Source organism: Kutzneria buriramensis (assembly GCF_003387475.1).
GTDB classification, from domain to species: Bacteria; Actinomycetota; Actinomycetes; order Mycobacteriales; family Pseudonocardiaceae; genus Kutzneria; species Kutzneria buriramensis.
On the sequence record NZ_QUNO01000013.1, the window covers coordinates 300,837 to 325,870 of the forward strand.

Here is a 25,034-nt window from a genome sequence, read left to right on the forward strand (position 1 = left end):
ACCCCCGGGCACAAACACCGGTCTCAGGATGCCTTGCGGCTGGCGCGTTTCACGGCCGACGCGAGCTCGTCGCGGTTCATCTTCGACCGGCCTCTGATGCCCAGCTCCCGCGCTGCCTCCTCCAGTTCGGACTTGCTCGCGTCCACCACCGAGGAACGCCGCTTCCCGCCGCGGCCGCTGTTCTCCACGCTGCGCCGCAACGCGTCCAGCAGGTCGGTGGTCTGCGTCGGCTCCGGCGGCTCGGCCTCGACGACGATCTCCCTGCCCTTGCGCTTGTCCTCGATCAGCTTGTGCACCTTGCGCGTGTACGTGTCACGGAAGTCGCGCGGCCGCCACGGCATGGCCATGGACTCGATCAGCTGCGTCGCCATCTTCAGCTCGTTGGCGTGCGGCCGACCGCCGGACGGCATGGTGTCGATGTCGTGCGGGTCGCGGATCTCGTCGGCGTAGTACAGCGTGTCCAGCGCGAGCACGCCGTCGTCGGCGCGGATGTCGGTGAGATACTGCTTGCCCCGCATGACGAACGAGGCGATGCCGACCCGGTTGCTCTGGTCCAGCGCCTGGGTCAGCAGCGTGTACGGCCGCGCGTACTCGTCCTTGGCCGGCGCGAGCCAGTAGGTCTTCTGGAAGTGGATCGGGTCGATGTCGTCCAGGTCGACGAAGCCGGTGATCTCGATCGACTTCGACCGGCCCGGCGCGATGGCCGCCAGCTCGTCCGGCTCGACCAGCACGTACTCGCCGTCGTCGACCTCGTGGCCGCGCACGATGTCGGCGTACTCGACCTCCTTGCCGGTCCGCTCGTTCACGCGCTGGTACCGGATCCGGTCCGAGGTGCCGCGCTCGAACTGGTTGAAGTGCACGGTGTGGTCCTCGGTCGCGCTGAACAGGGCGACCGGGATCGTCACCAGGCCGAAGCTGATGGACCCGCTCCAGATGGACCGCGGCATCACACGCCTCCGTCGCCCCGGGCCCGCCGCATCGGGCCGGCCACGCTCTCCCGGATCCGCCGCCAGTCGTCGGCGATCTCACCGTGCTGCGGCTCCACCGACAGCAGGGTCTCCACCAGGCGCCCCACCACGTCCGGATGACCGAGCGGCAGCGGCGGCCCGACACGTGCGGCCGGGTCGTCCCCGTTGCTGACGAACGTCCGCGCCACCACCCGCTGTTCGGCCAGCTGGCGACGCAGTTCCTCGACGTCGTCGGACGGATCGACCGCCGTGATCGACAGGACCTGGCCCGGGTGCCGGGTCGCCAGCGCGAGCGCGGCGGCGCTGGCCGGTCCGCTGGTCACGAGGTGCACCGCGCCGAGGCCGTCCAGCGAGCGCTCGACGGCGTCCACATCGGGCACGCGGTACCAGCCGATGCGCAGGTGCTCGGCGAGCGGCCGCCAGGTGGCCGGCAGGCCGTGTTTGGCCTCACCGCCGGGGTCGAGCACCAGCAGCGTGGGCGCGTCCGGCGGACCGTGCCAGACCAGTTCCGGACCGTCGGTGCGCACGTCGTCGGCGTTTCGCATGATCACACCTGGGCCCGGGCGAACTCCTGCACCAGCGCCTCGCAGAACGCCGGCAGGTCGTCCGGATTTCGGCTGGTCACGAGGCCGCCGTCGATCACGACCTCCTTGTCCACCACCGTGCCGCCGGCGTTGCGGATGTCGGTCCGCACGCTCGGGTACGAGGTCAGCGTGCGGCCACGCACCACATCGGCCTCGACCAGCAGCCACGGCCCGTGGCAGATCGCCGCGACCGGCTTGCCCGCCGCGAAGAAGTCGTTGACCAGCGAGACCGCGCGGGTGTTCTGCCGCAGCCGGTCCGGATTCGTCGTGCCGCCGGGCAGGATCAACGCGTCGAAGTCCTCGGCCGAGGCCCAGTCCACGGTCAGGTCGACCGGGAACGTGTCGGCCTTGTTCACGTCGGCGTTCATCGCCTGGATCTCGCCCTCCTCCAGCGAGATCAGCCGGGTCCGGCCGCCGGCGGCCTCCACCGCGGCCTTGGGCTCCTGGAGTTCGACCTGCTCGACGCCGTCGGTGGCCAGGATCGCGATCCGGCGGCCGCGCAGCTGCTCGGACATCACTGCCTCTCTCGGGTCGGGTTCGTCACACCAGTCGGGTACCCGGTGGAAGCAGCTCAAACTCGGACGTTGAGCGCGGCCGTGAGCGGGTAGCCCAACAGTATGAGCGACACGACCGTCCGCCGTCGGGTCGACGTGGGCCGGGTGATCCTCGTCGTGGAGGGCATCCTGCTGGTGCTGCTCGGCGTCGCGGGCCTGCTGGGGGCGAACGACCTCGTGCTCGGCTTCGCTTTGAACCGGCCGCACGCGATCGCGCTGGTCGTCACCGGGGGCCTCGCCCTGCTCGTCGCGGTGCGACGGCGACTGGTGCTCGTGTTCGCCGTGCTCCAGTTCCTGGCCTACGGCGCCGCTTTCCTGTACGGGGCGAGCACCCAGGGACGGCCCGCCGATGACATGTGGCGGTTCAACCAGCCCGACTCGTGGCTGCACCTGGGGGTCGCGATCGTGTCGCTGGTCATCGCGTACACGGTGGCCGCCGCGCGCGGGGCCCACCGCCGCGTCAAGACGAAGTGAGGACTTTTCCATGGCTGACAGCAAGTTCCGGCGCGAGCTGGGCCAGCAGCTGCGGGTCGACTCGGTGCGGGCCGCCGCGACCGCCGGATCGGGGCACCCGACGTCGTCGATGTCGGCGGCGGATCTGATGGCGGTGCTGCTCGACGGGCACCTGCGCCTGGACTACGAGCATCCGCACGACCCGCACAACGACCACCTGATCTTCTCCAAGGGACACGCGTCGCCGCTGTACTACAGCATGCTCAAGGCGGCCGGGGCCATCGACGAGGCCGAGTTCGCGACGTACCGGCAGTTCGGCAGCCGGCTGGAGGGGCATCCGACGCCCCGGATCCCGCCGACCGACGTGGCCACCGGCTCGCTCGGCCAGGGCCTGCCCGTCGGCGTGGGAATCGCCTGGGCGGGCCGGAACCTGGACCGGCTGCCCTACCGGGTATGGGTGTTGTGCGGCGACTCGGAGATGGCCGAGGGCTCCATCTGGGAGGCGTTCGAGCACGCCGCCCACTACCGTCTGGACAATCTCACCGTCATCGTCGACGTGAACCGGCTGGGGCAGACCACCGAGACCATGCTCGGCTGGGACGTCGAGACGTATGCCGAGCGGGCGCGGGCCTTCGGCTGGCATGCCGTTGTGGTGGACGGCCACGACGTCGACGCCATCGACGCGGCGTACGCGGCGGCCGAGTCCACCGCCGACCGACCGACCGTGCTGTTCGCGAAGACCAAGAAGGGCAAGGGCGTCAAGGCCGTCGAGGACCTGCCCGGCAAGCACGGGAAGCCGTTGGACGACCCGGAGGCCGCCATCGCCGAACTCGGCGGACAGCGGGATCTTGCCGTGCAGGTGGCGAAGCCGGATGTGGCCGATGAGGCGCATGTCTTCGCGGTCGACGGCGGCGAGCTGCCGACGTGGGAGGTCGGCGAGAACGTCGCGACCCGATTGGCTTATGGGCAGGCCCTAGCCGCGCTGGGGTCGATTCGTGGCGATGTGGTGGCGCTGGACGGAGAGGTGTCCAACTCCACCCACAGCGAGCTGTTCGCCCAGGCCCATCCCGAGCGATACGTCGAGATGTACATCGCCGAGCAGCAGATGATCGCCGCGGCGGTGGGCATGCAGGCGCGCGGCTGGGTCGCGTATGCCTCAACCTTCGCCGCGTTTTTCTCGCGTGCGTACGACTTCATTCGCATGGCGGCCATTTCCCGCGCCGACCTGCGGTTGTCCGGCTCGCACGCCGGCGTGTCCATCGGGCCCGACGGGCCGTCGCAGATGGCCCTCGAGGATCTCGCCGCCTTCCGGGCCGTGCACGGGAGCACCGTGCTGCATCCGTCCGACGCCAACCAGACCGCGCAGCTGGTCGCGGAGATGGCCGATCGTCCGGGCATCTCGTATCTGCGCACCCTGCGGGGCAAGACGCAGGTGCGGACCCGGCCCGACGAGAAGGTGTTCGTCGGCGGTAGCCGCGTGCTGCGGTCCAGCGAGGACGATCACGTCACGCTGGTCGCGTGTGGGGTGACCGTGGACGAGGCGTACAAGGCGGCGGAGTTGCTTGCCGCGGTGGGGATTCGGGCTCGGGTGATCGATTGCTATTCGATCAAGCCGGTCGACGCGATGACGTTGTTGACGGCTGCCGCCGAGACGCACTCCGTGGTGACGGTGGAGGACCACTGGCCTGAGGGTGGCTTGGGGGATGCGGTGCTGGAGGCACTGGCCGCGTTCAGTCCCGTGACCGTAAGGAAATTGGCTGTGCGGGAGATGCCGGGATCGGGGACGCCCGAGGAGTTGTTGGAGGCTGCGGGGATCGACGCCAAGGCGATCGCCGCGGAGGCGCGGGAGTTGCTGGCGGAACGGCACGCGCCGGTCGGGTAGCGAGCGGAGGTGGGGGTTGCCGCAGTCGCGAAGGCTCCGCCCCCACCTACCCGGCCCCACTCCCGGCTTAGCCAGAAAGCGCTTGCCACGCCCGCCCGGTACTTGCCACGCCCGCCCGGTAATCGGTCACTCCATCGCGTATTCCTTGCCCCAGGAGCGAAAAGTGGCTGGTCAGAGCGACAGAATGGAGCCATGAAAGCGACCTGGGATGCCACCGCCGCATGGCGGATGGACGACATGTCGCTGTGGCAGGCCTGTGACGAGGCCCAGAAGACCCGCCACTCCGCCTATGTCCGACTGGTGGAAATGGTCGCCGAACTCTGGAGTCGTACCGGGCGGTCGAAAGAGGACCGGGCCTCCCTTGTAGCGCAGGTGCAAACCCAGGTGCGGGCCACCGAGAAGGACGCGTTGCAGATCGTGGCTCACGCGCAACTCTTCAGCACAGAAGCGGTTCGTGACGCGGCCCGCGCCGGCGAACTCGACGCCGACCGACTCACCGTCCTGGACCAAACCCTCGCCCAGGCATCGATCTTGGACCGCGACAAGGTCGGAGCGGAACTGCTCGACAACACCCACCTTCCGCTCCACCACTTCCGCCAGGCCGCAAAACGAATCCACCACAGCCGGTGGACCGTGGAGATCGTCGACCGGCAGCCGGTGTTCACGCCGCCCGCCGAGCTCAGACCGGGATGACGGAGCGATCACAGATCGGCGGCTAGGCATCGGCTGACGGGCCGGGGCGGGTGTTGGGCATGTCGCCGAGCACGGACTCGGTCTCCGGCGGGGGCTCGGGCTCGCTGACGGCCGGAATCGGCGTGGTGGGAGGCGTCGGGTCCCGGCGACGCTCGAGGAAGCCCTCGAAGTGCTGGACGGGCTGCTCGCTGGTGGTCATGCGAACCCGGTTACCCCGCACGGCGGAAGATCAACCAGGCTCAGGCCGGGAGCAGCTCGTCGCGTTTGTGGACGATGACGTCCAGCAGCTCCTGGAACGAGGCGCGGAACTTCTCGACGCCCTCGCGCTCCAGGGTGGCGGTGACGTCGTCGTAGTCGACGCTGGCGGCGGCGAAACGCTCCAGGGTCTCACGGGCGTGCAAGGCGCCGGCGAGGGTGTCGGCGACGGAACCGTGGTCCAGGAACGCCTCGGCGGTCTCGCGGGGCATGGTGTCGACGGTCTCGGGGCCGATGAGCTGCTCGACATAGAACACATCGCGGCGATCGGGATCCTTCATCGACGTCGACGCCCACAGGCACCACTGGGGGGTGGCGCCGGCGGCGGCGAGCTCGTCCCACTCGGGACCGCTGAACATCTCTAGATACGTCTGGTACGCCAGACGCGCGTTGGCGACGCCGACTGTGCCGAGGAGATCGTCCCCAGAGGAATTGACGCTGTCGGACAGCCGGCGGTCGGCCTCGGTGTCCACCCGGGACACGAAGAACGAGGCGACGGAGCCAACGGTGTGCGGATCGCCGCCGGCGGCGACCAAGCGGCTCAGGCCGCGAAGGTAGGCGGTGGCGGCCTCGCGGTGTCGGGCCAGCGAGAACAGCAGGGTCACGTTGACGGGAATGCCCGCGGCGATGGTCTCCTCGATCGCCGGCATGCCCTCGGTGGTGCCGGGGATCTTGACCATCAGATTGGGCCGGTCGACCAGGGCATGCAGCCGCACGGCCTCGGCGATGGTGGCCTCGGTGTCGTGGGCCAGCCGCGGATCGACCTCCAGCGACACCCAGCCGTGCAGGCCACCGTCGAACACCGGGCGCAGAATGTCGCACGCGGCCCGCACGTCCTCGCCGGCCAGGGTAAGGAACACGTTCTTGGGATCGGGGTCGTCCCGCACCAGATCCCGCAGCTGGGCGTCGTATGCGTCGCCCTCCGCGATGGCGTTCCGGAAGATGGTCGGGTTCGACGTCAGGCCACGGACTCCCTTGTCCACCAAGGCCTGTAGGTCACCGTCGCGAACGAACCGGCGCGACAGGTAGTCGACCCACGGACTCTGGCCATGGGCACAGAGCTTCTCCAGGGTCGTCGACATCTCACCACTCCCTTCGCTCAGCGGCGGTCCGGACCCGGCTCGGAATCGGGCTCCGGACTGGGCATCGGCGGCACCACGGGCCGCGGCTCGATCGGCCCCGGCACGTGCGGGTCGGGCATGTTCGGATCGGGCACGCTCGGGTCGGGCACGCCGGGGCTCTCCGGATCGGCCGGGATCGGCCTCTCGGGCACGGTTGGCACACTCATGATCCGTCTCCTGTCCTGTTCGCGAGCTGGGGAATCACGCCGCCGGCCAGCACGGCCTCGACCTGACGCTCGGAAAGCCGGTGCGTGCAGCGGTAGTCCTGGTCCCGCGTGACGTTGCGCACGATGATCTCGGCGCCACCGGCAAGCTGGCCGCGGAAGTCGGTCACGGCGAGCTCGTCGCCCTGTTCGATACGGTCGTGGTCGCCCTCGTCGGCGAATTCCAGTGCGACGATGCCGAAGTTGGCCAGGTTCTGCCAATGGATCCGGGCGAACGACTTGGCCAGCACCGCTCGCAGGCCGAGGAAGCGGGGCGTGATGGCGGCGTGTTCACGCGACGAGCCCTGCCCGTAGTTCCCGCCGGCGACAACGAAGTGCGACTTGTCCGCACGCTCCGGATACTGCGGATCCACCTGGGTGAAGGTGAATTCGGCCAGCTTGGGGATGTTCGACCGGTACGGCAGCGCCCGCGCCCCGGCCGGCGAGATCTCGTCGGTGGAGATGTCGTCGCCGACCTTGAGCAGCACCGGCCCGGACACTTTGTCCGGCAACGGATCGAAGTCGGGCAGCGAGGCGATGTTGCCGCCCTTGACGAGTTTCTCCTGACGGGCCAGCTCTTCCGGCAGCGGCGGGACGAGCATGTCGGTGTTGACCGACGACGTCGCCGGCGCGGCAACGACGTCCAGCCCGTCAGCAACCGACATGGGATCGGTGATCTTGCCGGTCAGCGCCGAGGCGGCGGCGGTCTCGGGCGAGCACAGCCAGACGGAGTCCTCCCGGGTCCCCGACCGGCCGGGGAAGTTCCGCGGCATGGTGCGCAACGAGTTCCGGCCGGTCGCGGGCGCCTGCCCCATGCCGATGCACCCCAGGCATCCCGCCTGGTGCACGCGCGCGCCCGCGGCGATCAGGTCGAACGTGACGCCGGCCCTGGTCAGGTCGGCGAAGATCTGGCGGGAGCTCGGATTGACGTCGAAGCTCACGGCGTCGCTGGTCTGACGGCCCCGAACGATCGCGGCGGCCACGGCGTAGTCGCGAAAGCCGGGGTTGGCCGAGGATCCGATGACCACCTGGCTCACCGGCTCGCCGGCAACCTCCCGCACCGGCACCACATTGCCCGGCGAGGACGGCTTCGCGATCAACGGCTCGACGGCGTCCAGGTCGATCTCGTCGGTCACGTCATACGGGCCGTCGGCGGTCAGCTCGTGGAAGTCCGCCGAGCGGTCCTCGGCCGCGAGGAACTCGCGCACGGCATCGTCGGCGGGAAACACGGTCGTCGTGGCCCCGAGTTCGGCCCCCATGTTCGCGATCACGTGCCGGTCCATCGCCGTCAGCGAGGCCAGCCCGGGCCCGTGGTACTCGATGATCCGGTGCAGACCGCCCTTCACGCCGTGGCGGCGCAGCATCTCCAGGATCACGTCCTTGGCCGACACTCCCGGCCGCGGTGAACCGGTCAGGCGCACGCCCCAGATCTCCGGCATGCGCAGCCGCAGCGGCTCCCCCGCGATCGCCAGCGCGACCTCGAGCCCGCCGACGCCGATCGCGAGCATCCCCAACGAACCCGCCGCGCACGTATGTGAATCGGAGCCGACGAGCGTCTGGCCGGGCACGCCGAACCGCTGCATGTGCGTCGGGTGCGACACACCGTTGCCGGGCTTGGAGAACCAGATCCCGTAACGCCGGCAGGCGCTGCGCAGGAACTCGTGGTCCTCGGCGTTGCGCTCGTCGGCCTGCAACAGGTTGTGGTCGACGTACTGGACGCTCACCTCTGCCTGCGTCCGGCGTACGCCCAGGGCCTCCAACTCCTGCATCACCAGCGTGCCCGTCGCGTCCTGGGTGAGGGTCTGATCGATCCTCAGCGCGATCTCCGCGCCAGGCCTCATCTCGCCCTCGACCAGGTGCGCGGCGACGAGTTGCCGCGCGACGTTGAGTCCCACCGGAGCCACCTCCAGTCCTGGGGCTACCCCGTGCGGACCGGTGTGACTCGTTCACTGTTGATTTTCTGGCCGGTGGACAACGGCTCGCGGCCGGTAGCGTCGAGGACCTGCCGGAATCCTCCTGTTCGTAACCCTGCACGAACGGATATCAACCATGCCAAGCATTCTTCGGCGCGCCGGCGCCGCTTTCTGTGCCTGCGCCGCAGTTGTCCTGATGGCCTCCCCCGCGGACGCCGCCGTCGCCACGCCGATGACGGCCTCAAATGGCCACCACACCGACGTGGTCGGCGTCGAACGCGGTGCGGCCGTGAGGCAACACACCGCCGGACAGACCGCATCTTTCCTCGACGCGCACGCCGCCCTGCTCGGGCGTCCGCTGGCCGGACACGTCGCCGCGACCACCATTCACCCGGCGGCGGGCACCGCGTTCATCGACAAGGGCAACGACCAGGGCGCGTTCGCCACCCAGAGCGCCCACACGGACGTGCACCCGACCAACGGCGGCACCACCATCTACACGCCGACGCTGTACTCGGCCGGCGGGTCCTGCATCGAGGTGACCACCGTCTACACCAACACGACGCAGGCCGTCGAGGCGTGGGACTGGTGCAACCACATCAACTTCGAGGCGTCGGTGGCGATCAACTCGTCCTTCGTGAGCCGCTACGAGAACGGGGCCGGCTCCTACACCACCGAGATCCTCAAGACCGGCGGCAACACCTGGGTGGCGTACCTGTACAACTACTCCACCAAGGCCTACGACACCCTCTACACGTCCTCGGGCACCTCGCAGGCCGGCACCACCGGCTGGGACGTGAACGAGCTGTATTCCGACCTCCAGAGCAACGGCCAGAGCTACGCGTGCGCGGACATGGCCGGCAAGACCTTCGAGGCCAACGGCATCCAGGTCGACCTGGGCGGCACCTGGCAGGCGGCCGCGCCGGGCAACTCCGACACCCGCTTCGACTCGGGCAACGCCTCCTACGACTGCTCGAGCCGCAGCTACCAGATGGTCACGCAGTACAACCACTGGAAGGTCGTGGGCTGACACCCCCTTCATGCAGGGAAGGACGCCTTACCCTCGTTCAACGCGGGTAAGGCGTCCTTCCCTGCATTCGGGGATCAGCCGGAAATACTGGCGGAACCGGTTTCGAGGTGTCCGGTGAACCGGCGCGACCAGCCGGGGTCGGCGGACACCGTGACGGTGAAGTCGTACCAGCCGTTGTTGTAGGCGACGGCGTTGAAGTAGTCGCTGACGGTCTGCCCGGCGGCGACGGTGTACGTCCACGGGCCGTCGGTGCGGTAGTTGGTGGACGTCACGGTGTAGGTGACCGAGGACGTCGAGCCGTTGACGAAGTCCAGCCACAGCGCCAGTTTGCCGGTGCTGGACGTGACCGCGATCCGCGAGCGGGCCTCGACGTTCTTGGCGGCGTTGGTGGCGTCGCCCTGGAACCGCCGCAGGAACCGGTTGGGTCCGACGACGGTGAAGTCGTACTTGCCGGACCCGTAACCGGTCCCGCAGTTGAAGAAGTCGGTGGTGGAACTGGTGACGGTGTACTGCCAAGGGCCGCCGCTGCGGAAGGCGTTGGCGTAGGCGGCGAAGTGAGCGGCCTTCGACCCGGTGTTGGTCATGGTGATGTTGAGCTGGATGGTGCCGCCGCTGTAGTACCAGGACGAGATGGAGGCGTCGGTCTGGTACGGCAGCGCCCGCGCCGGCCTGGTGCCGGTTTCCTGCGGCGGCAGGGCATTCGTCTTCGGCGACGGATTGGGCAGCAGCGCACAGGTGCCGCCGGAGATCACCGCGCCGGGCGTGGGCAGCGTCGGCAGGCCGTGCACCGGGTTGGCGAAGTCGAACGCCGAGGTGAGGTCGCCGCACACCGACCGCCGCCAGGCGCTGATGTACTGGCAGTTCGCCGGCGTGCCGATGGCGTTCGACCAGGTCTCCATGAACCGGATCACGGACGTGTGGTCGAAGACCTCGGAATCGACCCAGCCGCCCCGCGTCCACGGCGACACCACGATCATCGGCACCCGGAAGCCGAGCCCGACGGGCGTGCCGCTGACGAACTCGCCGGCGGTGCCGGCGGCCGGCGAGGGCGGCGGCACGTGGTCGAAGAAGCCGTCGTTCTCGTCGTAGTTGAGGAACACCACCGTGCTGTCGAGCGTGGCCGGGTCGGCGGCCAGCGCCTGGAGCAGGCCGCTGACGAAGCGTTCACCGTTGACGGGCGGGCCGATCGGGTGCTCGGAGGTGATCTGGTCGGTCACCACCCATGACACCTGCGGCAGCGTGCCGGCGACGACGTCGCCCTTGATCGCGGCGATGATGTCGTCCGGGGTGCTACCGGTCTTGGCCGGCACACTCGCCATGCCCCGGTCGTGCAGCGGGGAGCCCGCGGGGGCGTTGGCGAACTGCTTGAAGTAGGCCAGCGCATTGTCGCCGTAGTTGTCCTTCGCGTTCTGGTAGACCCGCCAGCTGATGCCGGCGTTCTGGAGGGTTTCCGCGTAGGTCTGCCAGGTCAGGTTGGACTCGTCGCCGCCGTCGTTGGCGGGCGAGCCGTACTGGCCGGCCGCGTCGATCATGCCGCTGAAGAAGAACGTGCGGTTCGGACCGGTGGCGGTCAGCCCGGAGCAGTGGTAGGCGTCGCAGATCGTGTACGCGTCGGCCAGCGCGTAGTGGAACGGCAGGTCGGTGCGGTCCAGGTAGCCCAGGCAGCCGATCTTGTTCTTGGCCGCCATCCAGCTGTCCATCCTGCCCTGGTTCCAGGCCGCGTGCTGGTCGGACCAGGAGTGCGAGATGTCGCCCTGGCACTGGGCGAGCGTCTCGGCGTTGCCGGACGAGCCCCTGAGCGCGAAGGGGTACTGTCGGCCGCTTCCGTTGGGCTGGTTGAAGACGGAGTTGCCGCCGCTCAGCTGGATGGTGGCCCGGTCGGCGAATCCCCGGACGCCGCGAAGCGTGCCGAAGTAGTGGTCGAAGCTCCGGTTCTCCTGCATCAGGATCACGATGTGTTTGACGTCGGCGATCGTGCCGGTCGCGGCGGCCGCGCGTCCGGCCGTCGCGCCGATTCCCGTCAGGGCCGCGGCCGCTCCTGTGGTCGCCAGGAACGTCCGCCGGGTGATCTCGCCCATTCGTCGCCTCCAGATTGGTCGTCCGGTCGAAACAGTCGACCGGAGCGGGATCACCGCCGTCCAGAGACGGGGCGTGAACATCCGCGAAGGGACTAGGGTCGGTCACGGTCCTTGATCCCACAGGAGGCGGGCATGTCCTTGTTGGCACAGCTCAGCGCGGCGATCGGCACCGGCGGCATCGAGGTCGTGGACCTCACCGCGCCGTTGAGTTCCCGGACGCCGATCCTCCAGCTCCCCGAGCCGTTCGGGAACACGATCCCGTTCCGGCTGGAGGAGATCAGCCGCTACGACGAGCGCGGCCCGCGCTGGTACTGGAACGACATCCACACCGGCGAGCACACCGGCACCCACCTGGACGTGCCCGTGCACTGGGTCTCCGGCAAGGACGGGCACGACGTGTCGCAGGTCCCGCTGCGGACCCTGATCGCGCCGGCGGTCGTGCTGGACGCCAGCGACCGCGTCGCCGAGAACCCGGACTTCCTGCTGGGGATCGACGACGTGCGCGCGTGGGAGGCGTCGAACGGACCGCTGCCCGAGGGCGGCTGGCTGCTGTACCGGACGGGCTGGGACGTGCACAGCGGCGACCAGGCCGAGTTCCTCAACGCCGACGACGCCGGCTCGCACACGCCGGGCGTGTCGCCGGACTGCGCGCGCTGGCTGGCCGAGGAGACGCCGATCACCGGGCTGGGCGTGGAGACCGTCGGCACCGACGCCGGGCAGGCGCCCGGCCTGGAGCCGATGTTCCCGTGCCACGAGTTGCTGCTGGGCGCCGGCAAGCACGGCCTGACGCAGCTCCAGAACCTCGCGTCGCTGCCGCCGACGGGCACGCTGTTGGTGGTGTGCCCGCTGCCGATCGTCGGCGGCTCCGGCAGCCCGGCGCGGGTGCTGGCGCTGGTCGAGCGGTGAACGTCGCCGAGGCGGTCGGCCGCACCCTCGCCGAACTGGGCGTGGGCGCGGCCTTCGGCGTGGTCGGCAGCGGCAACTTCGAGGTCACCAACGCGCTGCGGGCCGGCGGCGTGCGGTTCGTGGCGGCGCGGCACGAGGGCGGCGCGGCGACCATGGCCGACGCGTACGCGCGGATGAGCGGGCAGGTCGCGGTCCTGAGCCTGCACCAGGGGTGCGGCCTGACCAACGCGATCACCGGCATCACCGAGGCGGCCAAGAGCCGGACGCCGATGATCGTGGTGACGGCGGATACGCCGGGGTCGGCGGTGCTGTCTAACTTCCGGATCGACCAGGACGCGCTGGGGGTGGCCGTCGGCGCGCTGTCGGAGCGGACGCACACCGCGGCGAGCGCCGTCACCGACACCGTCCGCGCGTACCGGAAGGCGGTCCAGGAGCGTCGGCCGGTGCTGCTCAACCTGCCGCTGGACGTGCAGGCCCAGGCCGCGTCGCCGACGCCAGTGCCGTCGATCCCGGGGCCGGCGACGGTGCGTCCGTCGGCGGCCGACGTCGCGGAGTTCGCCCGGCTGCTCGCCTCGGCGGCGCGGCCGGTGTTCATCGCCGGACGTGGCGCTCGCGGCTGCCGGTCGGCCCTGGTGGAGCTGGCCGACGCCTGCGGCGCGCTGTTGGCGACCTCCGCCGTCGCGCACGGGCTGTTCACCGGCGAGCCCTGGTCGCTGGGCATTTCCGGCGGCTTCGCGTCGCCGCTGGCGGCCGAGCTGATCGCCGATGCCGACCTGGTGGTCGGCTGGGGCTGCGCGCTGAACATGTGGACCACCCGGCACGGCCGGCTGCTCGGTTCGGACGCCACGCTCGTGCAGGTCGACGTCGAGCAGGCCGCCCTCGGCGCGCACCGGCCCGTCGCTCTCGGCGTGGTCGGCGACGTCGCCAGCACGGCGGTGGACGTGCTGGCCGCGGGGGTTCGCAACAGCGGTTACCGCACGTCGGCGGTACAGGAGCGGCTCGCCGAGGTGCGGTGGAGCGACGTCGAGCACGACGACCGGTCCGGCGACGGCCGGATCGACGCCCGCACGCTGAGCCGGGAGCTCGACGCCCTGCTGCCGACGGAGCGGATCGTCTCGATCGACTCCGGCAACTTCATGGGCTACCCCAGCGCCTACCTGTCCGTGCCCGACGAGAACGGCTTCTGCTTCACGCAGGCGTTCCAGTGCGTCGGGCTCGGCCTCGGCACCGCCATCGGGGCCGCGCTGGCCCGCCCCGACCGGCTGCCCGTGCTCGGCACCGGGGACGGCGGATTCCACATGGGACTGTCCGAACTGGACACCGCCGTGCGGCTCGGCCTGCCGCTGGTGGTGATCGTCTACAACGACGCCGCCTACGGGGCCGAGGTCCACCACTTCGGCGACGCCGACATGACCACCGTGCGCTTCCCCGACGGCGACATCGCCGCCATCGGCCGCGGCTTCGGCTGCGCCGGCGTCACCGTGCGGTCCGTCGAGGACCTGGCCGCGGTCCGCTCGTGGCTGGCCGGGCCGCGGGAGGCGCCGCTGGTGATCGACGCCAAGATCGCCGACGACGGCGGCTCCTGGTGGCTCGCCGACGCCTTCCGTCACGGCTGACCCGAACTACGTTCGCGATGGCGCATTTGCGCCGGTCGCGTCGTCGGCGCCGTACACACACTTCACAATACAAGAATTCATCTTGGCCTCGGCGTTACCGAAATCTCATCCGATTATTCCCCGCTTATTGCCTCGTTATTCGACACGCCGAGCACCGGCCACACGGTGCGACCTACGTCGCATCGGGGGTATATCAGCAGGTCGAGGCCGTGACCGCCGCACGTTACGTGACTATTTCGGCCTCCGGTTGCCAACGCGCGGACGGCCTGGATAGTGTCGGAGTGACAAGCCTCAGGGGGGCCGACCGGGGTGGGTTCGGCAAGGGGAGGCGGCACATTTCACCGGGTAGCAAGAGAGGCGCTGCGAGAAACCCGTGAGAACTGGGGACTGGGGGGTTCGATGAGCGTTCAACTGGACTTTCGTCTGCTCGGGACGCTCGAAGTGCATGTCGACGGCGGCCGGGTGGCGGTGAACGGCCCGCGCCAGCGGACCGTGCTCGCCATGCTGCTGCTGTCGCCGGACCGGGTCGTGTCGGTCGACGGCCTGGTCGAGGCGGTGTGGAACGGCTCGCCGCCGGCGACCGGGCGGACCCAGGTGGCGATCTGCGTCGCCGCGCTGCGCAAGACGTTCAAGGCGGCGGGCTGCGCGGACGACGTGATCGTGACCATGAGCCCGGGCTACATGCTGGTGTCGCAGGGACATCGCATCGACCACACCGAATTCGACGAGCGTGTCGCCGCCGCGCACCTCGCCGCCGAGCAGGGAAACCTGGCCGAGGCCGCGGACATCCACGCCGCCGCGCTGGAACTGTGGCGCGGGCCCGCGCTGGCCGGTGTCGCCGGCTACCTGGTGGAGACGGAAGCCGCCCGCCTCGAGGAGCAGCGGCTCGCCGCCTACGAGGCGCAGACCGCGCTGCGGCTGGAGCTGGGCCAGCACCGGGTCCTGATCAGCGAGCTGGCCGCCGTCGTACGTGAGCACCCGTTGCGGGAGCAGGCCCGTGCACAGCTCATGTTGGCCCAGTACCGGGCCGGCCGGCGGGCCGAGGCGCTGGAGACCTTCCGTGGCGGCCGGCAGTCCTCCATCGAGGAGATCGGCATCGAACCGGGTCCCGAGCTGCGTGACCTGCACGCCGCGATCCTCCGTGACGACCCCACGCTGTCCCCGATCCGGCCGGCGGTGACCACTACCGCCATGGTGGCCCCCGCGCAGCTGCCGCCGGCCCCGCCCGCGTTCACCGGGCGCGCCGCCGAGCTGTCCGCCCTGGACGCGTTGCTCACCGAGCACCCGACGGCGGCCGTGGTGACCGGACCGGCCGGCGTCGGCAAGACGGGGCTCGCCCTGCACTGGGCGCATCGCGTCGCCGACCAGTTCTGCGACGGCCAGCTGCACGTCGACCTGCGCGGTTACGACGACAGCGGGCCGGCCGACAGCGGCGCCGTGCTGGGGTCGCTGCTGCGGGCCCTGGGCGTGCAGAACGAGCAGATCCCGGCCGATCCGACCGAGCGGGCCACGCTCTACCGGAGCCTGATCGACGGCCGGCGGGTCCTCATCGTGCTGGACAACGCCCGCAGCTTCGCCCAGGTCAAGCCGCTGCTGCCGGGCAGCGACCGGTGCCGGGTGGTCGTCACCAGCCGCAACCCGCTCGGCGAACTCGTCGGCGGTCACGGCGCGGCGGCCGTGCGGCTCGGAGTGTTCGACAAGGACGAGGCGGCCGCGATGCTGAACACCGTCGTGGGCACCGACCGGGTCTCCGACGACCCGACCGGCGTCGCCCGGCTCGCCGAGCTCTGCGACCGGCTGCCGCTGGCGTTGCAGATCGCCGCCACCCGGCTGGCCGCCCGGCCGCACTGGAGCGTGCGGCGGCTGGTCACGCGGCTGGAGGACGGCTCACGTCGGCTCGACGAGCTCGACGGCGACGGGCAGGGGCCGCGGGCCGGCATGGAGGCCAGCTACCAGGCGCTGCCACCGCAGGCACAGCGGCTCTACCGGCGGCTCGGGCTGGTCACCAGCCAGGACTTCGCCGCTTGGGTCGGGGCCGCGCTGCTCGACGTCGGTCTCGACGAGGCCGACGAGCTCATCGAGCAGCTCGTCGAGGCCAAGCTGCTCGAGGTCGCCGGCACGCGCTACCGGTTCCGCGACCTCGTCCGGCTGCACGCGCGGGAGCACGCGCTGGCCGAGGAAAGCCCGCAGCAGCGCGATTCCGCCACCGAGCGGGCGCTGTCCGGCTGGCTCACGCTCGCCGTCGAGGCGCACTGGCGCGACGGCGGCCGCACTCCGTACACCTCGCGCACCCGCCCCGCCTGGCGACTGGCCAAGAAGCACGTCGACGCCCTGCTGTTCGACCCGCGCGACTGGCTCGACCAGGAGCACGCCGGCCTGCGCGCCGCCATGGCCCAGGCGTCCCGGCTACGCATGGAGGAGCTCGCCCGCGGTCTGACGGCCATGGCCGTGGTTCCGATGACCCGCGACGAGGGGTTCGCGCTGTACGCCGTCCGCACCGCCGGCTGACCGCGACATCCCGTGGGCTTCCGTTGGCAGCCCACGGGATGTCACCGGCTCGCGTGCTGGGCGGCGAGCTCCTTCGCGATCTGGTCACCGCCCTGTGCGCCGAACTGCTTGACGGCCCCGTCCCAGGAGGAAAGCGGTTGACGGCCGGTGACGATGCCGCTGATGGCGTCGTTGATCTGAGAGTCGAGCTGGGCCCACTTGGTGCTGTACGTGGCGGAGCCGGCCAGGTAGGGCGCGGCGGGGGTGTCGACGCCGATGGGCACCGTGTCCTGCTCGGCCTGGTACGCCTCGCGGGTGGCGTCGGGCAGGCCGGGGCTGAAGTGCGTGCCCTCGACACCGAGTTGTAGCCGGCATAGCCGCCCCAGCCGTCGGCGACGGTGACGGTGGTGCCGTTGGCGAACATCTGAGTCGCCGGGATGGACAGGACGTCTGGATCCCACAGGTTGGCGAGAAGGTAATCGGTTTCCATATCTGCGTCAACGGTTGCTCTTTGAGCTGCGAAAGTTACGATGAATCCGATTTCATGCTCTCGACGAGGGGTGGAGATCTTGTCCGAACGACGTCCTCCCGCGGTGCTCGCCGTCGGCCCACACGTCCGTGACCAGGTCTTTCCGCCCGAGGTCCGGGCGAAGCTGGCGGGGTTGGTCGACGCGCGGACGGTCGACGACTTCGGCCCGGGCGCGGCGCTGGCGGCCGCGGAGGTGGTCGTCACCGGCTGGGGCGGCCCGGCGCTGGACGCCACGGCGGTGGCGCTCGCGCCGCGGCTGCGGCTGGTCGTGCACACCGGTGGCAGCGTGAAGGAGGCGCGGATCGCGCCGGAGGTGTGGGAGCGCGGGGTGGCGGTCAGCTCGGCGGCGGCGATCAACGCCGTGCCGGTGGCGCAGTACACCGTCGCGGCGATCCTGCTCGCCGGCAAGCGCGCGTTCCGGCTGGCCGCCGACTTCCGCGTCGGCGCGTTCCGGCACGCGCCGCCGGGGCTCGGCACCGGCAACGCCGGCCGGACGGTGGGCGTGGTCGGCGCGTCGCGCATCGGCCGGCTGGTGCTGGCTCAGCTGCGCGACCACGGCTTCCGACTGCTGGTCAGCGACCCCTACCTGACGCCGTCGGCCGCCCGAGAACTGGGCGCCGACCTGGTGGAACTGGACGAGCTCCTGGCCGCCAGCGACGTCGTCACGCTGCACGCGCCGCTGCTGGAGCAGACCCGCCGGCTGCTCGACGACCGGCGCCTCGGGCTGCTGCGGGACGGGGCCGTCCTGGTCAACACCGCCCGCGGCGGCCTCGTCGACACCGAGGCGCTGGTCCGCCACTGCGGGCGGATCGACGCCGTCCTCGACGTGACGGATCCGGAGCCGCTGCCGCCCGGGCACCCGCTGCTGCGGCTGCCGAACGTGTTCGTCACCCCGCACGTGGCCGGGGCGCTGGGCACGGAGACCCGGCGGCTCGGCGAGTTCGCGGTCGCCGAGATCGGCCGCTGGCTGGCCGGATTCCCGCTGGACGGGGCCGTGCGGGCCGAGGACCTGGCCCGCAGCGCGTAGCCCCGAAACGGCTTCCACACAGCAAGAGGGTGACCGTTGACGCTCGCAAGTGAAACCGCTTACCGTATTGGCCCCTGACAGTCGGGAGACACCGATGGAAGTCACCGGTCCACTGCTGTCCAGACGACTCCTCCTCGGCGCGGCCGCGGCGACCGCGGCCGCCGTCGTGACGCCGAGCCCGGCCCACGCCGCCGACGACGAGTTCGACACCCTGCGCATCCGCTGGCGGAACCTGCTCACCGGCACCGGCTTCGACGCCACCGCCCAGCCCTACGCCGGCGCGCTCGCGGCGTTGGGCAACCAGGCCACCGGCTACGCCAACACCATGACCGCCGCCCTGTGGCCCGACCTACCGCTGGGCAAGGCCTCCAACAACATCACCCAGAGCTACAAGCGGCTGGCGGCGATGGCCCTGGCCTACGCCCAGCCCGCCACCGGCGTCACCGGCGACGCCCGGCTCGGCGCGAAGATCACCGCCGGTCTCGACCAGCTCGCCGCCACCGCGTACACGGCGACGACCGCCACGTACGACAACTGGTGGGACTGGCAGATCGGCTCGCCGCAGTCCCTGCTCGACGCCTGCGTGCTGGCGTTCCCGCTGCTCTCCGCCGCCCAGGTGGCCACCTACTGCGCCGCCGTCGACCACTTCGTGCCGGACTCGGCGGTCGCCGTCTATGCCGGCACCAGCACCGGCGCCAACCGCGCGGACCTGTGCCGGGTGATCGCGCTGCGCGGGGTGCTCGGCCGGTCCTCGGCGAAGATCGCCACCGCGTCCGGCGCGCTGTCGCCGATCTTCCCGTACGTCATGACCGGCGACGGCCTGTACGCCGACGGCTCGTTCATCCAGCACACCTGGGTGCCATACACCAATTCCTACGGCGAGGTGATGCTCGGCGACTTCAGCCGGCTGTTCACCCTGTTCGCCGGCTCCAGCTGGGCGGTGACGGATCCGCAGCGCGGCACGGTGCTCGACTCCGTGCAGCACGCGTTCGCGCCGTTCATCGTCAACGGCCTGGCCATGGACGGCGTGTCCGGCCGCGCGATCAGCCGCGGTCTCCAGGGCTCGAACCCGACACCGCAGAGCGATCACACCCGCGGGCACCTGCTGGTCTCCGACATCCTCCGGCTGGCCGAGTCGGGCATCGGCTCGGCGCGGCAGACGGCGACCTGGCGGTCGATGGTGAAGGGCTGGCTGCAACGGGAGAAGTTCTTGCCGTACCTCCAGGATCCCGGCGTGGGCGTGCCGGAACTGGCCCGCGCCCAGGCGCTGCTCGCGGACGCCTCGGTCGCCGGCGCGCCGGAGCCGGTCGGCCACCGGATCTTCGCGATGGACCGCTCGGTCCATCGGCGTCCACTGTGGACCGCGGCGATCAGCATGTGCTCGGCGCGCACCACGTACTACGAGAACGGCAACGGCGAGAACCTGCGCGGCTGGCACACAGGAGCCGGCATGCTCTACTGGTGGGGCGAAGAAGTCGGCAACGACCAGTATTCCGACGCCTTCTGGCCGACCGTCGACCCGTACCGGCTGCCCGGCACCACCGTGTCGACCAAGAGGCTCGCCGACGGTTTCGGCGGCGCGTGGGGCGCGCCCAAGCCCGCCTCGACGTTCGCCGGCGGCGCCACCGACGGCACCTTCGCGGCGGTCGGCCAGGACGTCCGCGGCCTCGGCAGCACGCTGGTGGCCAAGAAGTCCTGGTTCTGCCTGGACGACATCGTCGTCTGCCTAGGGGCCGGCATCACGTGCGCCGACGGCGTGGCCGTGGAAACGATCATCGACAACCGGCGGATCACCACCGAGACGCTCTTCGTCGACGGCCAGCGGCAGTCGCGCACCGACGGCTGGACGCGGCAGATCAGCCGCGCCCGCACCGCGGTCATCGACGGCACGGCAGGCTACCTCTTCCCCGGCGGCGCGACCGTCAACGCCACGCGGATCGGCCGCACCGGGGCGTGGCACGACATCAACACCTCCAGCAGCAGCACGCCGATCACCCGCGACTACCTCACGTTGTGGTTCGACCACGGCGTGGATCCGGTTGACGCCACGTACAGTTATGGGCTGATGCCGGGCAGCGACCGGCCGCAACTCCGCCTGCCGCCGAAGATCATCGCCAACACCGCGACCGCGCAGGCGATCCAGGACCCGATCACCAACACCCTCGCCGCCAACTTCTTCGCCGCCGCAGCGCCAGCCCGCTGTCCGTGGACGCCCCTTGCTCCGTCCTGATCCGCCGACGCGGCGTCTACCTGACCGTCGCCGTCAGCGATCCGACCCAGGCCGGCGGCACCGTCACCGTCAGCTACGAGGGGCGCGTTCTGACCAAGGTGGACTTGACGGGAACGCGTGGCGCGAGCCAGGTCACCACGATCAAGAGCCGGTGACTGGGAGCGAATCGTCCACTATGGAGGACGGAGCCCGCGCCGCCACCCGCCGTGGCGGCGCGGCCACGCTCCGCCGATCACGAGCTTGACCGGTCGTCAACTTCCCACATAGCAACAAGTTCCCTTTGGGGCACCCGATGGGGTGGCAGGCCAAGCTGTAACCAAACGGCGCGTAACGACCACCCCTAGCGCCGCGACGTACGGCGCACATCTCATCCATTGTGGAGGTCGACCATGAGGCTGCCGGGTTCGCCCGAGTGGATCATGGCGACTCCCCCGCGTGCAGGATCAGGGGGTTGCTAGGTGGTGGCATCCGTTGCTGTCATCGGCGCCGGGCCGTACGGGCTGTCGATCGCGGCGTACTTGCACGACTACGGTGTGAACACGCGCGTGTTCGGTGTCCCGTTGGACACATGGCGTGACCACATGCCCGAGGGCATGCTGCTCAAGTCCGACGGCTTCGCGTCGAACGTGTACGCGCCCAAGGCGGTCGGCACGCTCGCGGACTACTGCCACGAGCGCGGCATTCCCTACCACGACACGGACATCCCGGTGCCACTGAAGGTGTTCAGCGACTACGCGGACGACTTCCAGCGCCGGTTCGTGCCGGGGCTGGAGGAGGTCCTCGTCACCCGCCTCGAACGGTCCGGCAAAGGTTTTCGGCTGGAGCTCGCCGACGGCCGGGAGGTGCAGGCCGACCGCGTCGTCTGCGCGGTGGGCATCACGCACTTCTCGGTGACGCCCAAGGAGCTCGCGCACCTCCCGAAGAGCCGAGTCAGCCACGCGTACGACCACCACGGCCTGAGCCGGTTCGCCGGCAAGCACGTCACCGTGCTCGGCGCCGGCGCGTCCGCGGTCGACGTGGCGGTGCTGCTGAGCGAGGCCGGCGCCACGGTGTCGGTCGTCGCGCGCGCCCCCGAGGTCAAGTTCGGCGGCAAGCCCGGGGCGCGCCTGCTCTGGGACCGCCTGCGCCACCCGTCCTCGGGCGTCGGCCCCGGCCTGCGGAACTGGCTGTGCGAGGCGATGCCGTCGCTGTTCCGGTTCCTGCCCGGAAACGCGCGGCTCAACCTGATCCGCACCCACCTCGGGCCGAAGTCGCCGTTCCACATGAAGGCCCGCTTCGACGCCGGCGTCACCACCGAGCTGGGGCAGACGATCACCGGCGCGGCCGAGGTCGACGGCAAGGTCGAGCTGAGCCTGCGCGGCTCGGACGGCCGGACCCAGACGCTGACGACCGATCACGTGCTGGCGGCCACCGGCTACTACCCGGACCTGGCGCGGCTGGAGTTCCTCAGCGACGACCTGCGGCGGTCCGTGCGCAGCCACGCGCGGATGCCCGTGCTGTCGCGGTGGTTCGAGAGCTCGGTGCCCGGCCTGTACTTCGTCGGCCCGGCCGCGGTGAACACGTTCGGCCCGCTGATGCGCTTCATGGTCGGCGCGGAGTACGTGGCCCCGCGGGTCACCTACCGGTTGGCGCAGCAGAGCGGCGCCCAGGTGTCGGTGCGGCAGGCGCGGCCGCGCCGTAGGCGGTGGCTGGTCCGTTGACCGTCCACGTCTCCGGTGGGGTCCGCATCGAGCGTCTCCGGGACGGCTCGAACGGCACCCTCGTCCTGGTTCCCGGGTTGGACGGCGATCCCGACGAGCTCGCCGGGGTCGTCGCCGCGTACGCCGGCACGGAAACCCTGTACTGGGCGGCGCCGATGCTGCTCGACGGGGACGGTGAGCCGGTCGAGACCGTCGAGCGCATGGCGGAGCTGCTGGTCGCCGCGCTGGACGAGGTGGTGGCCGACGAGGACTACCATCTCGCCGGCTACTCGTTCGGCGGCCTGCTCGCGTGGGAGATGGCGCGGCAGCGGACCACGCCGGGGCACGTGTTCCTGGTCGAGGCGATCTTCGACGAGCGGTTCTGGGACCGCCGGGTGTGGCTGGGCGCGCTGCGCCACCGGATGGCCAACCAGCTCACCAGAATCGCGAAGTTGCCGCCGCGGCAAGCGATTGCGGAGTTCAGCCGGCGGGCGGAGCGGCTGCTGAAGAGGTTCGCCCGGCGCAAGGCGTCGGGCGAGGCGCAGGCGGTCTCCTCCGGCGACACCGATGCGGGCCGCCGCGCGTATCGGGCGATCGCGCAGTACAAGCCGCAGTACTACGAGGGCGCGGTGACGGTCGTCGCCGCGACCGACACCAAGCATTTCGGTTGCGACACCGCACAGATCTGGCGCGGGCTGGCCCGTCAGGAGACCGTTCGCCGGGTGGTCGGCGATCACCTCACGATCGTGAGCGATCCGAACGCGGCGGCCGCCGTCGCCGACGGCATCGCCCGCGACCTGAGCACGCGTCGGGGCCTGCGGGGCGGACTTCGTCCCGAGCCCGGCTACGAGCGCGTGCTGATCGTCTCGACCATGCGGTGGTTCTCGGCCGCCCGGCTGTCGGACGCGATGGTCGAGGCCGGCTTCAGCGTCTCGGTGTGCCGGCTGTCCGGGCATCCGCTCGAACTGGTCGACGGGCTCGCCGGCGACTACCCGCTGCACAAGTCCCGGCCGCTGCGGTCGATCGAGGCCGCGATCCGCGCCAGCAAGCCGGATCTGGTCATGTGCGACGACGAGCGGTCGCTGGTTCTGTTGCAGCGCCTGCATTCCCGGCTGAACGGGCGGGACCCGGAGCTGGGCGAGATCCTCACGCGGTCGCTCGGACGGGTCGAGGACTGGCCGACCATGGCGTCCCGCACGGGCATCGCCATGATGGCCGACGCCGCCGGGGTTTCCGCGCCGGCGACCCAGGTCGTCAAGGATCTGAACGCGGTGCGGGAGTGGGTGGACAAGCACGGGCTGCCGGCGATGCTCAAGACCGACGGCAGCTCGGGCGGCCGGGGCGTCGCGCCGGTGGGCGAGCGTTCCGCGCTGGAACCGATCTGGCGCGCCCTGTCCAGCCCGCCGACGCCGCTCGTGGCGGTCAAGCGGGCGCTGGTGAACCGGGAGCTCCAGTCGTTCGCGGCGTTCGCGTTGCGCCGGCGGCCCACTGTGAACGTGCAGGAGTTCCGGCTCGGGCGGGACGCCATCACGACCGTGTTCTGCCACAAGGGAGAGGTGCTCGCCTCGACCTGCCTGGAGATCGTGCTCGCGTCCGAGGCGCGGGGGCCGTCGGCCGTCGTGCGGGTGGTCGACCATCCCGGCATGGCCGACGCGGCGCGGCAGATCGTGCGGCGGTTCGGGCTGAGCGGCTTCTACGGCCTCGACTTCGTGCTGGACGAGGCCGACACGGCCTGGCTGGTCGAGCTCAACGCCCGCATCACGCCGACCTGCCACCTGCTGCTGGACGCGCCGCGCCCGGTGGGTCAGGTGATCGCGCTGTTCCCCTTCGAGCGGCCCAAGGATCCCGGGCTGGCGGCGTACAGCGAATGCGTCGACGTGCCGGTGCGGGCCCCGCTCCTGGTGGAACGAGGCCAGCAACTCGCCGCCCGACAGCACCATCCGGTTCGGCGGCGGGTGCGGGAGTGGACCAGCCGCACCCGGGCCGAACTGCCGCTCTAGGGGTGTCCCGTGGATCGTGGTCGATGAGAGTCGGGATCGAGGTGGTTCCTGGCGGCGCTGCGAGAACGGCCTCATACCGGGCGTATTCGGACGTTTTCGCGGTGCCGTCAGGGGGCGCGTCGGCGCGGCTGTCGCGGTCCTGATTCACGGGACACCCGCTAGCCCTGGTACCCCGAGCAGGCGATGCGGATGGTGTCGATCCGGCCGTCCCGCTCGGTGTAGTAGGCCTGCTGCTCGACCAGGCGGTCGGTGCCGGCGCCACGCACGCGGAACCGGTATCCGACCTCCTGGCAGTCGCCGACCTGTCCGGTGCTCAGCGACGTCAGCTCGATCTCGCCCTGGTGGGTCCCGAACCAGGGGCCGAGGATGATCTTGTCGACGACCTCGTCGGCGTCGGTGGACGTCCAGTGGCGTCCCGGGGTGACCGCCGAGAACTCGACGGAGTCGGCCAGCACGGCGCGCAGCGCCGTGGCGTCCTGCGCGGCGATGGCCCGCGCGAACAGTTCGCCCTGTGTGGTGGTCATGGCGGCGGTTCCTCATCAGTTCTGGGAGTGGCCATCAGGCACACTCCTGGTGGTAGCCGACCAGTGGGTGAGCACTCCGTGTTCCCGGACCGTGAGTCCTGCTGAAAGACGGTGCCCCGCCGGAAGGCCGGGAGAGTTGATCGCTGCTCGCATCATGAGCTCCTCTCGCAGGTTTCCGACACCGGCAAGCGTCGCCTGCCGGCGGGTCCCGTCGCATGGGGCGCTCGCCCCATCTTCGACACGGGGAAGGGGGCTTTCCCCGCGTCGACCGCACGGATGTCGACCGGTAGGCCTCGTCACGA

At 70.6% G+C, this 25,034-nt stretch carries 22 protein-coding genes; 12 read left to right on the plus strand and 10 right to left on the minus strand.

Annotated features, from left to right (window positions below):
* Positions 1-23: 23 nt before the first annotated feature.
* From ku to BCF44_RS35135, 3 genes are read right to left on the minus strand one after another with little or no spacing between them, the layout of a single operon-like run.
* The gene (gene ku / locus BCF44_RS35125) at positions 24-947 is read right to left on the minus strand and encodes a non-homologous end joining protein Ku (RefSeq protein WP_116178842.1); all 924 of its coding nucleotides are present in this window, start codon (positions 945-947) and stop codon (positions 24-26) included.
* Positions 947-1,513, minus strand: coding sequence for a hypothetical protein (locus BCF44_RS35130; protein ID WP_116178843.1), 567 nt, complete (start codon positions 1,511-1,513; stop codon positions 947-949). The genes ku and BCF44_RS35130 overlap by 1 nt, the downstream gene beginning before the upstream one ends.
* Before the next feature lie 2 nt (positions 1,514-1,515).
* Complete coding sequence (locus BCF44_RS35135) at positions 1,516-2,067, minus strand: type 1 glutamine amidotransferase domain-containing protein (RefSeq protein ID WP_116178738.1); 552 nt, start codon at positions 2,065-2,067, stop codon at positions 1,516-1,518.
* A gap of 102 nt (positions 2,068-2,169) precedes the next feature.
* Between BCF44_RS35135 and BCF44_RS35140 the strand changes: the two genes are divergently transcribed.
* The 3 genes from BCF44_RS35140 to BCF44_RS35150 all read left to right on the plus strand — a co-directional run bounded on the left by BCF44_RS35140 (position 2,170) and on the right by BCF44_RS35150 (position 5,134).
* A complete protein-coding gene (locus BCF44_RS35140; protein WP_116178739.1) occupies positions 2,170-2,580 on the plus strand; it encodes a DUF4383 domain-containing protein in 411 nt (136 codons plus the stop codon).
* 10 nt (positions 2,581-2,590) lie between these two features.
* A complete protein-coding gene (locus BCF44_RS35145) occupies positions 2,591-4,441 on the plus strand; it encodes a transketolase (protein WP_116178740.1) in 1,851 nt (616 codons plus the stop codon).
* 192 nt (positions 4,442-4,633) lie between these two features.
* Complete coding sequence (locus BCF44_RS35150; RefSeq protein ID WP_116178741.1) at positions 4,634-5,134, plus strand: hypothetical protein; 501 nt, start codon at positions 4,634-4,636, stop codon at positions 5,132-5,134.
* Between the two features lie 22 nt (positions 5,135-5,156).
* Here the strand turns inward: BCF44_RS35150 and BCF44_RS55890 are convergent, their stop codons facing one another.
* From BCF44_RS55890 to BCF44_RS35165, 4 genes are read right to left on the minus strand one after another with little or no spacing between them, the layout of a single operon-like run.
* Complete coding sequence (locus tag BCF44_RS55890) at positions 5,157-5,333, minus strand: hypothetical protein (protein ID WP_170217907.1); 177 nt, start codon at positions 5,331-5,333, stop codon at positions 5,157-5,159.
* A 40-nt stretch (positions 5,334-5,373) separates the two neighbouring features.
* Positions 5,374-6,471: a transaldolase gene (gene tal, locus BCF44_RS35155; RefSeq protein WP_116178742.1), complete on the minus strand. Its 1,098-nt coding sequence runs from the start codon at positions 6,469-6,471 to the stop codon at positions 5,374-5,376.
* 17 nt (positions 6,472-6,488) lie between these two features.
* Entirely contained in the window at positions 6,489-6,677 is a 189-nt protein-coding gene (locus BCF44_RS35160) for a hypothetical protein (RefSeq protein ID WP_147328745.1), read from the minus strand.
* Positions 6,674-8,608, minus strand: a complete 1,935-nt coding sequence (locus BCF44_RS35165; RefSeq protein ID WP_116178744.1) for an aconitate hydratase — start codon at positions 8,606-8,608, stop codon at positions 6,674-6,676. The genes BCF44_RS35160 and BCF44_RS35165 overlap by 4 nt, the downstream gene beginning before the upstream one ends.
* Before the next feature lie 214 nt (positions 8,609-8,822).
* On the opposite strand from BCF44_RS35165, the gene BCF44_RS35170 reads away from it, so the two are divergent.
* Entirely contained in the window at positions 8,823-9,656 is an 834-nt protein-coding gene (locus BCF44_RS35170; RefSeq protein WP_116178745.1) for a hypothetical protein, read from the plus strand.
* A gap of 74 nt (positions 9,657-9,730) precedes the next feature.
* On the opposite strand, the gene BCF44_RS35175 is transcribed toward BCF44_RS35170, so the two are convergent.
* The gene (locus BCF44_RS35175) at positions 9,731-11,734 is read right to left on the minus strand and encodes a phosphocholine-specific phospholipase C (protein ID WP_116178746.1); all 2,004 of its coding nucleotides are present in this window, start codon (positions 11,732-11,734) and stop codon (positions 9,731-9,733) included.
* A 132-nt stretch (positions 11,735-11,866) separates the two neighbouring features.
* Here BCF44_RS35175 and BCF44_RS35180 point away from each other — a divergent pair, with 132 nt between their 5' ends.
* From BCF44_RS35180 to BCF44_RS35190, 3 genes are all read left to right on the plus strand, one after another.
* Positions 11,867-12,640, plus strand: coding sequence for a cyclase family protein (locus BCF44_RS35180; RefSeq protein ID WP_116178747.1), 774 nt, complete (start codon positions 11,867-11,869; stop codon positions 12,638-12,640).
* Positions 12,637-14,256, plus strand: coding sequence for a thiamine pyrophosphate-binding protein (locus BCF44_RS35185; RefSeq protein WP_116178748.1), 1,620 nt, complete (start codon positions 12,637-12,639; stop codon positions 14,254-14,256). Before BCF44_RS35180 ends, BCF44_RS35185 begins: the two co-directional genes overlap by 4 nt.
* A gap of 399 nt (positions 14,257-14,655) precedes the next feature.
* Positions 14,656-16,764: an AfsR/SARP family transcriptional regulator gene (locus BCF44_RS35190; protein ID WP_116178749.1), complete on the plus strand. Its 2,109-nt coding sequence runs from the start codon at positions 14,656-14,658 to the stop codon at positions 16,762-16,764.
* A gap of 41 nt (positions 16,765-16,805) precedes the next feature.
* Here BCF44_RS35190 and BCF44_RS54855 read toward each other — a convergent pair whose 3' ends face one another.
* A complete protein-coding gene (locus tag BCF44_RS54855; RefSeq protein ID WP_147328746.1) occupies positions 16,806-17,204 on the minus strand; it encodes a hypothetical protein in 399 nt (132 codons plus the stop codon).
* Between the two features lie 108 nt (positions 17,205-17,312).
* On the opposite strand from BCF44_RS54855, the gene BCF44_RS35200 reads away from it, so the two are divergent.
* From BCF44_RS35200 to BCF44_RS35220, 5 genes are all read left to right on the plus strand, one after another.
* Positions 17,313-18,299 carry a hydroxyacid dehydrogenase gene (locus tag BCF44_RS35200; RefSeq protein ID WP_211353349.1) on the plus strand — a complete coding sequence of 329 codons (987 nt, stop codon included), beginning with the start codon at positions 17,313-17,315 and terminating at the stop codon, positions 18,297-18,299.
* 94 nt (positions 18,300-18,393) lie between these two features.
* Positions 18,394-20,529 (plus strand): polysaccharide lyase 8 family protein, encoded by a 2,136-nt coding sequence (locus BCF44_RS35205; protein WP_116178752.1) that lies wholly within the window; start codon positions 18,394-18,396, stop codon positions 20,527-20,529.
* On the plus strand, positions 20,505-20,684 hold the full coding sequence (locus tag BCF44_RS58695; protein WP_170217908.1) for a polysaccharide lyase beta-sandwich domain-containing protein: 180 nt from the start codon (positions 20,505-20,507) through the stop codon (positions 20,682-20,684). Before BCF44_RS35205 ends, BCF44_RS58695 begins: the two co-directional genes overlap by 25 nt.
* Positions 20,685-20,990: 306 nt before the next feature.
* Positions 20,991-22,229, plus strand: coding sequence for an FAD-dependent oxidoreductase (locus tag BCF44_RS35215; RefSeq protein WP_170217909.1), 1,239 nt, complete (start codon positions 20,991-20,993; stop codon positions 22,227-22,229).
* A complete protein-coding gene (locus tag BCF44_RS35220) occupies positions 22,226-24,208 on the plus strand; it encodes a thioesterase domain-containing protein (RefSeq protein WP_147328747.1) in 1,983 nt (660 codons plus the stop codon). Before BCF44_RS35215 ends, BCF44_RS35220 begins: the two co-directional genes overlap by 4 nt.
* Before the next feature lie 158 nt (positions 24,209-24,366).
* Here the strand turns inward: BCF44_RS35220 and BCF44_RS35225 are convergent, their stop codons facing one another.
* Positions 24,367-24,732 carry a hypothetical protein gene (locus tag BCF44_RS35225; RefSeq protein ID WP_116178756.1) on the minus strand — a complete coding sequence of 122 codons (366 nt, stop codon included), beginning with the start codon at positions 24,730-24,732 and terminating at the stop codon, positions 24,367-24,369.
* Positions 24,733-25,034: the final 302 nt, after the last annotated feature.

Bases quoted from the DNA above. Each gene is read 5' to 3' on its own strand.
- ku (WP_116178842.1), bottom strand. From the start codon at position 947: ATGCCGCGGTCCATCTGGAGCGGGTCCATCAGCTTCGGCCTGGTGACG.
- BCF44_RS35130 (WP_116178843.1), bottom strand. From the start codon at position 1,513: ATGCGAAACGCCGACGACGTGCGCACCGACGGTCCGGAACTGGTCTGG.
- BCF44_RS35135 (WP_116178738.1), bottom strand. From the start codon at position 2,067: ATGTCCGAGCAGCTGCGCGGCCGCCGGATCGCGATCCTGGCCACCGAC.
- BCF44_RS35140 (WP_116178739.1), top strand. From the start codon at position 2,170: ATGAGCGACACGACCGTCCGCCGTCGGGTCGACGTGGGCCGGGTGATC.
- BCF44_RS35145 (WP_116178740.1), top strand. From the start codon at position 2,591: ATGGCTGACAGCAAGTTCCGGCGCGAGCTGGGCCAGCAGCTGCGGGTC.
- BCF44_RS35150 (WP_116178741.1), top strand. From the start codon at position 4,634: ATGAAAGCGACCTGGGATGCCACCGCCGCATGGCGGATGGACGACATG.
- BCF44_RS55890 (WP_170217907.1), bottom strand. From the start codon at position 5,333: ATGACCACCAGCGAGCAGCCCGTCCAGCACTTCGAGGGCTTCCTCGAG.
- tal (WP_116178742.1), bottom strand. From the start codon at position 6,471: ATGTCGACGACCCTGGAGAAGCTCTGTGCCCATGGCCAGAGTCCGTGG.
- BCF44_RS35160 (WP_147328745.1), bottom strand. From the start codon at position 6,677: ATGAGTGTGCCAACCGTGCCCGAGAGGCCGATCCCGGCCGATCCGGAG.
- BCF44_RS35170 (WP_116178745.1), top strand. From the start codon at position 8,823: ATGGCCTCCCCCGCGGACGCCGCCGTCGCCACGCCGATGACGGCCTCA.
- BCF44_RS35175 (WP_116178746.1), bottom strand. From the start codon at position 11,734: ATGGGCGAGATCACCCGGCGGACGTTCCTGGCGACCACAGGAGCGGCC.
- BCF44_RS35180 (WP_116178747.1), top strand. From the start codon at position 11,867: ATGTCCTTGTTGGCACAGCTCAGCGCGGCGATCGGCACCGGCGGCATC.
- BCF44_RS35190 (WP_116178749.1), top strand. From the start codon at position 14,656: ATGAGCGTTCAACTGGACTTTCGTCTGCTCGGGACGCTCGAAGTGCAT.
- BCF44_RS35205 (WP_116178752.1), top strand. From the start codon at position 18,394: ATGGAAGTCACCGGTCCACTGCTGTCCAGACGACTCCTCCTCGGCGCG.
- BCF44_RS35225 (WP_116178756.1), bottom strand. From the start codon at position 24,732: ATGACCACCACACAGGGCGAACTGTTCGCGCGGGCCATCGCCGCGCAG.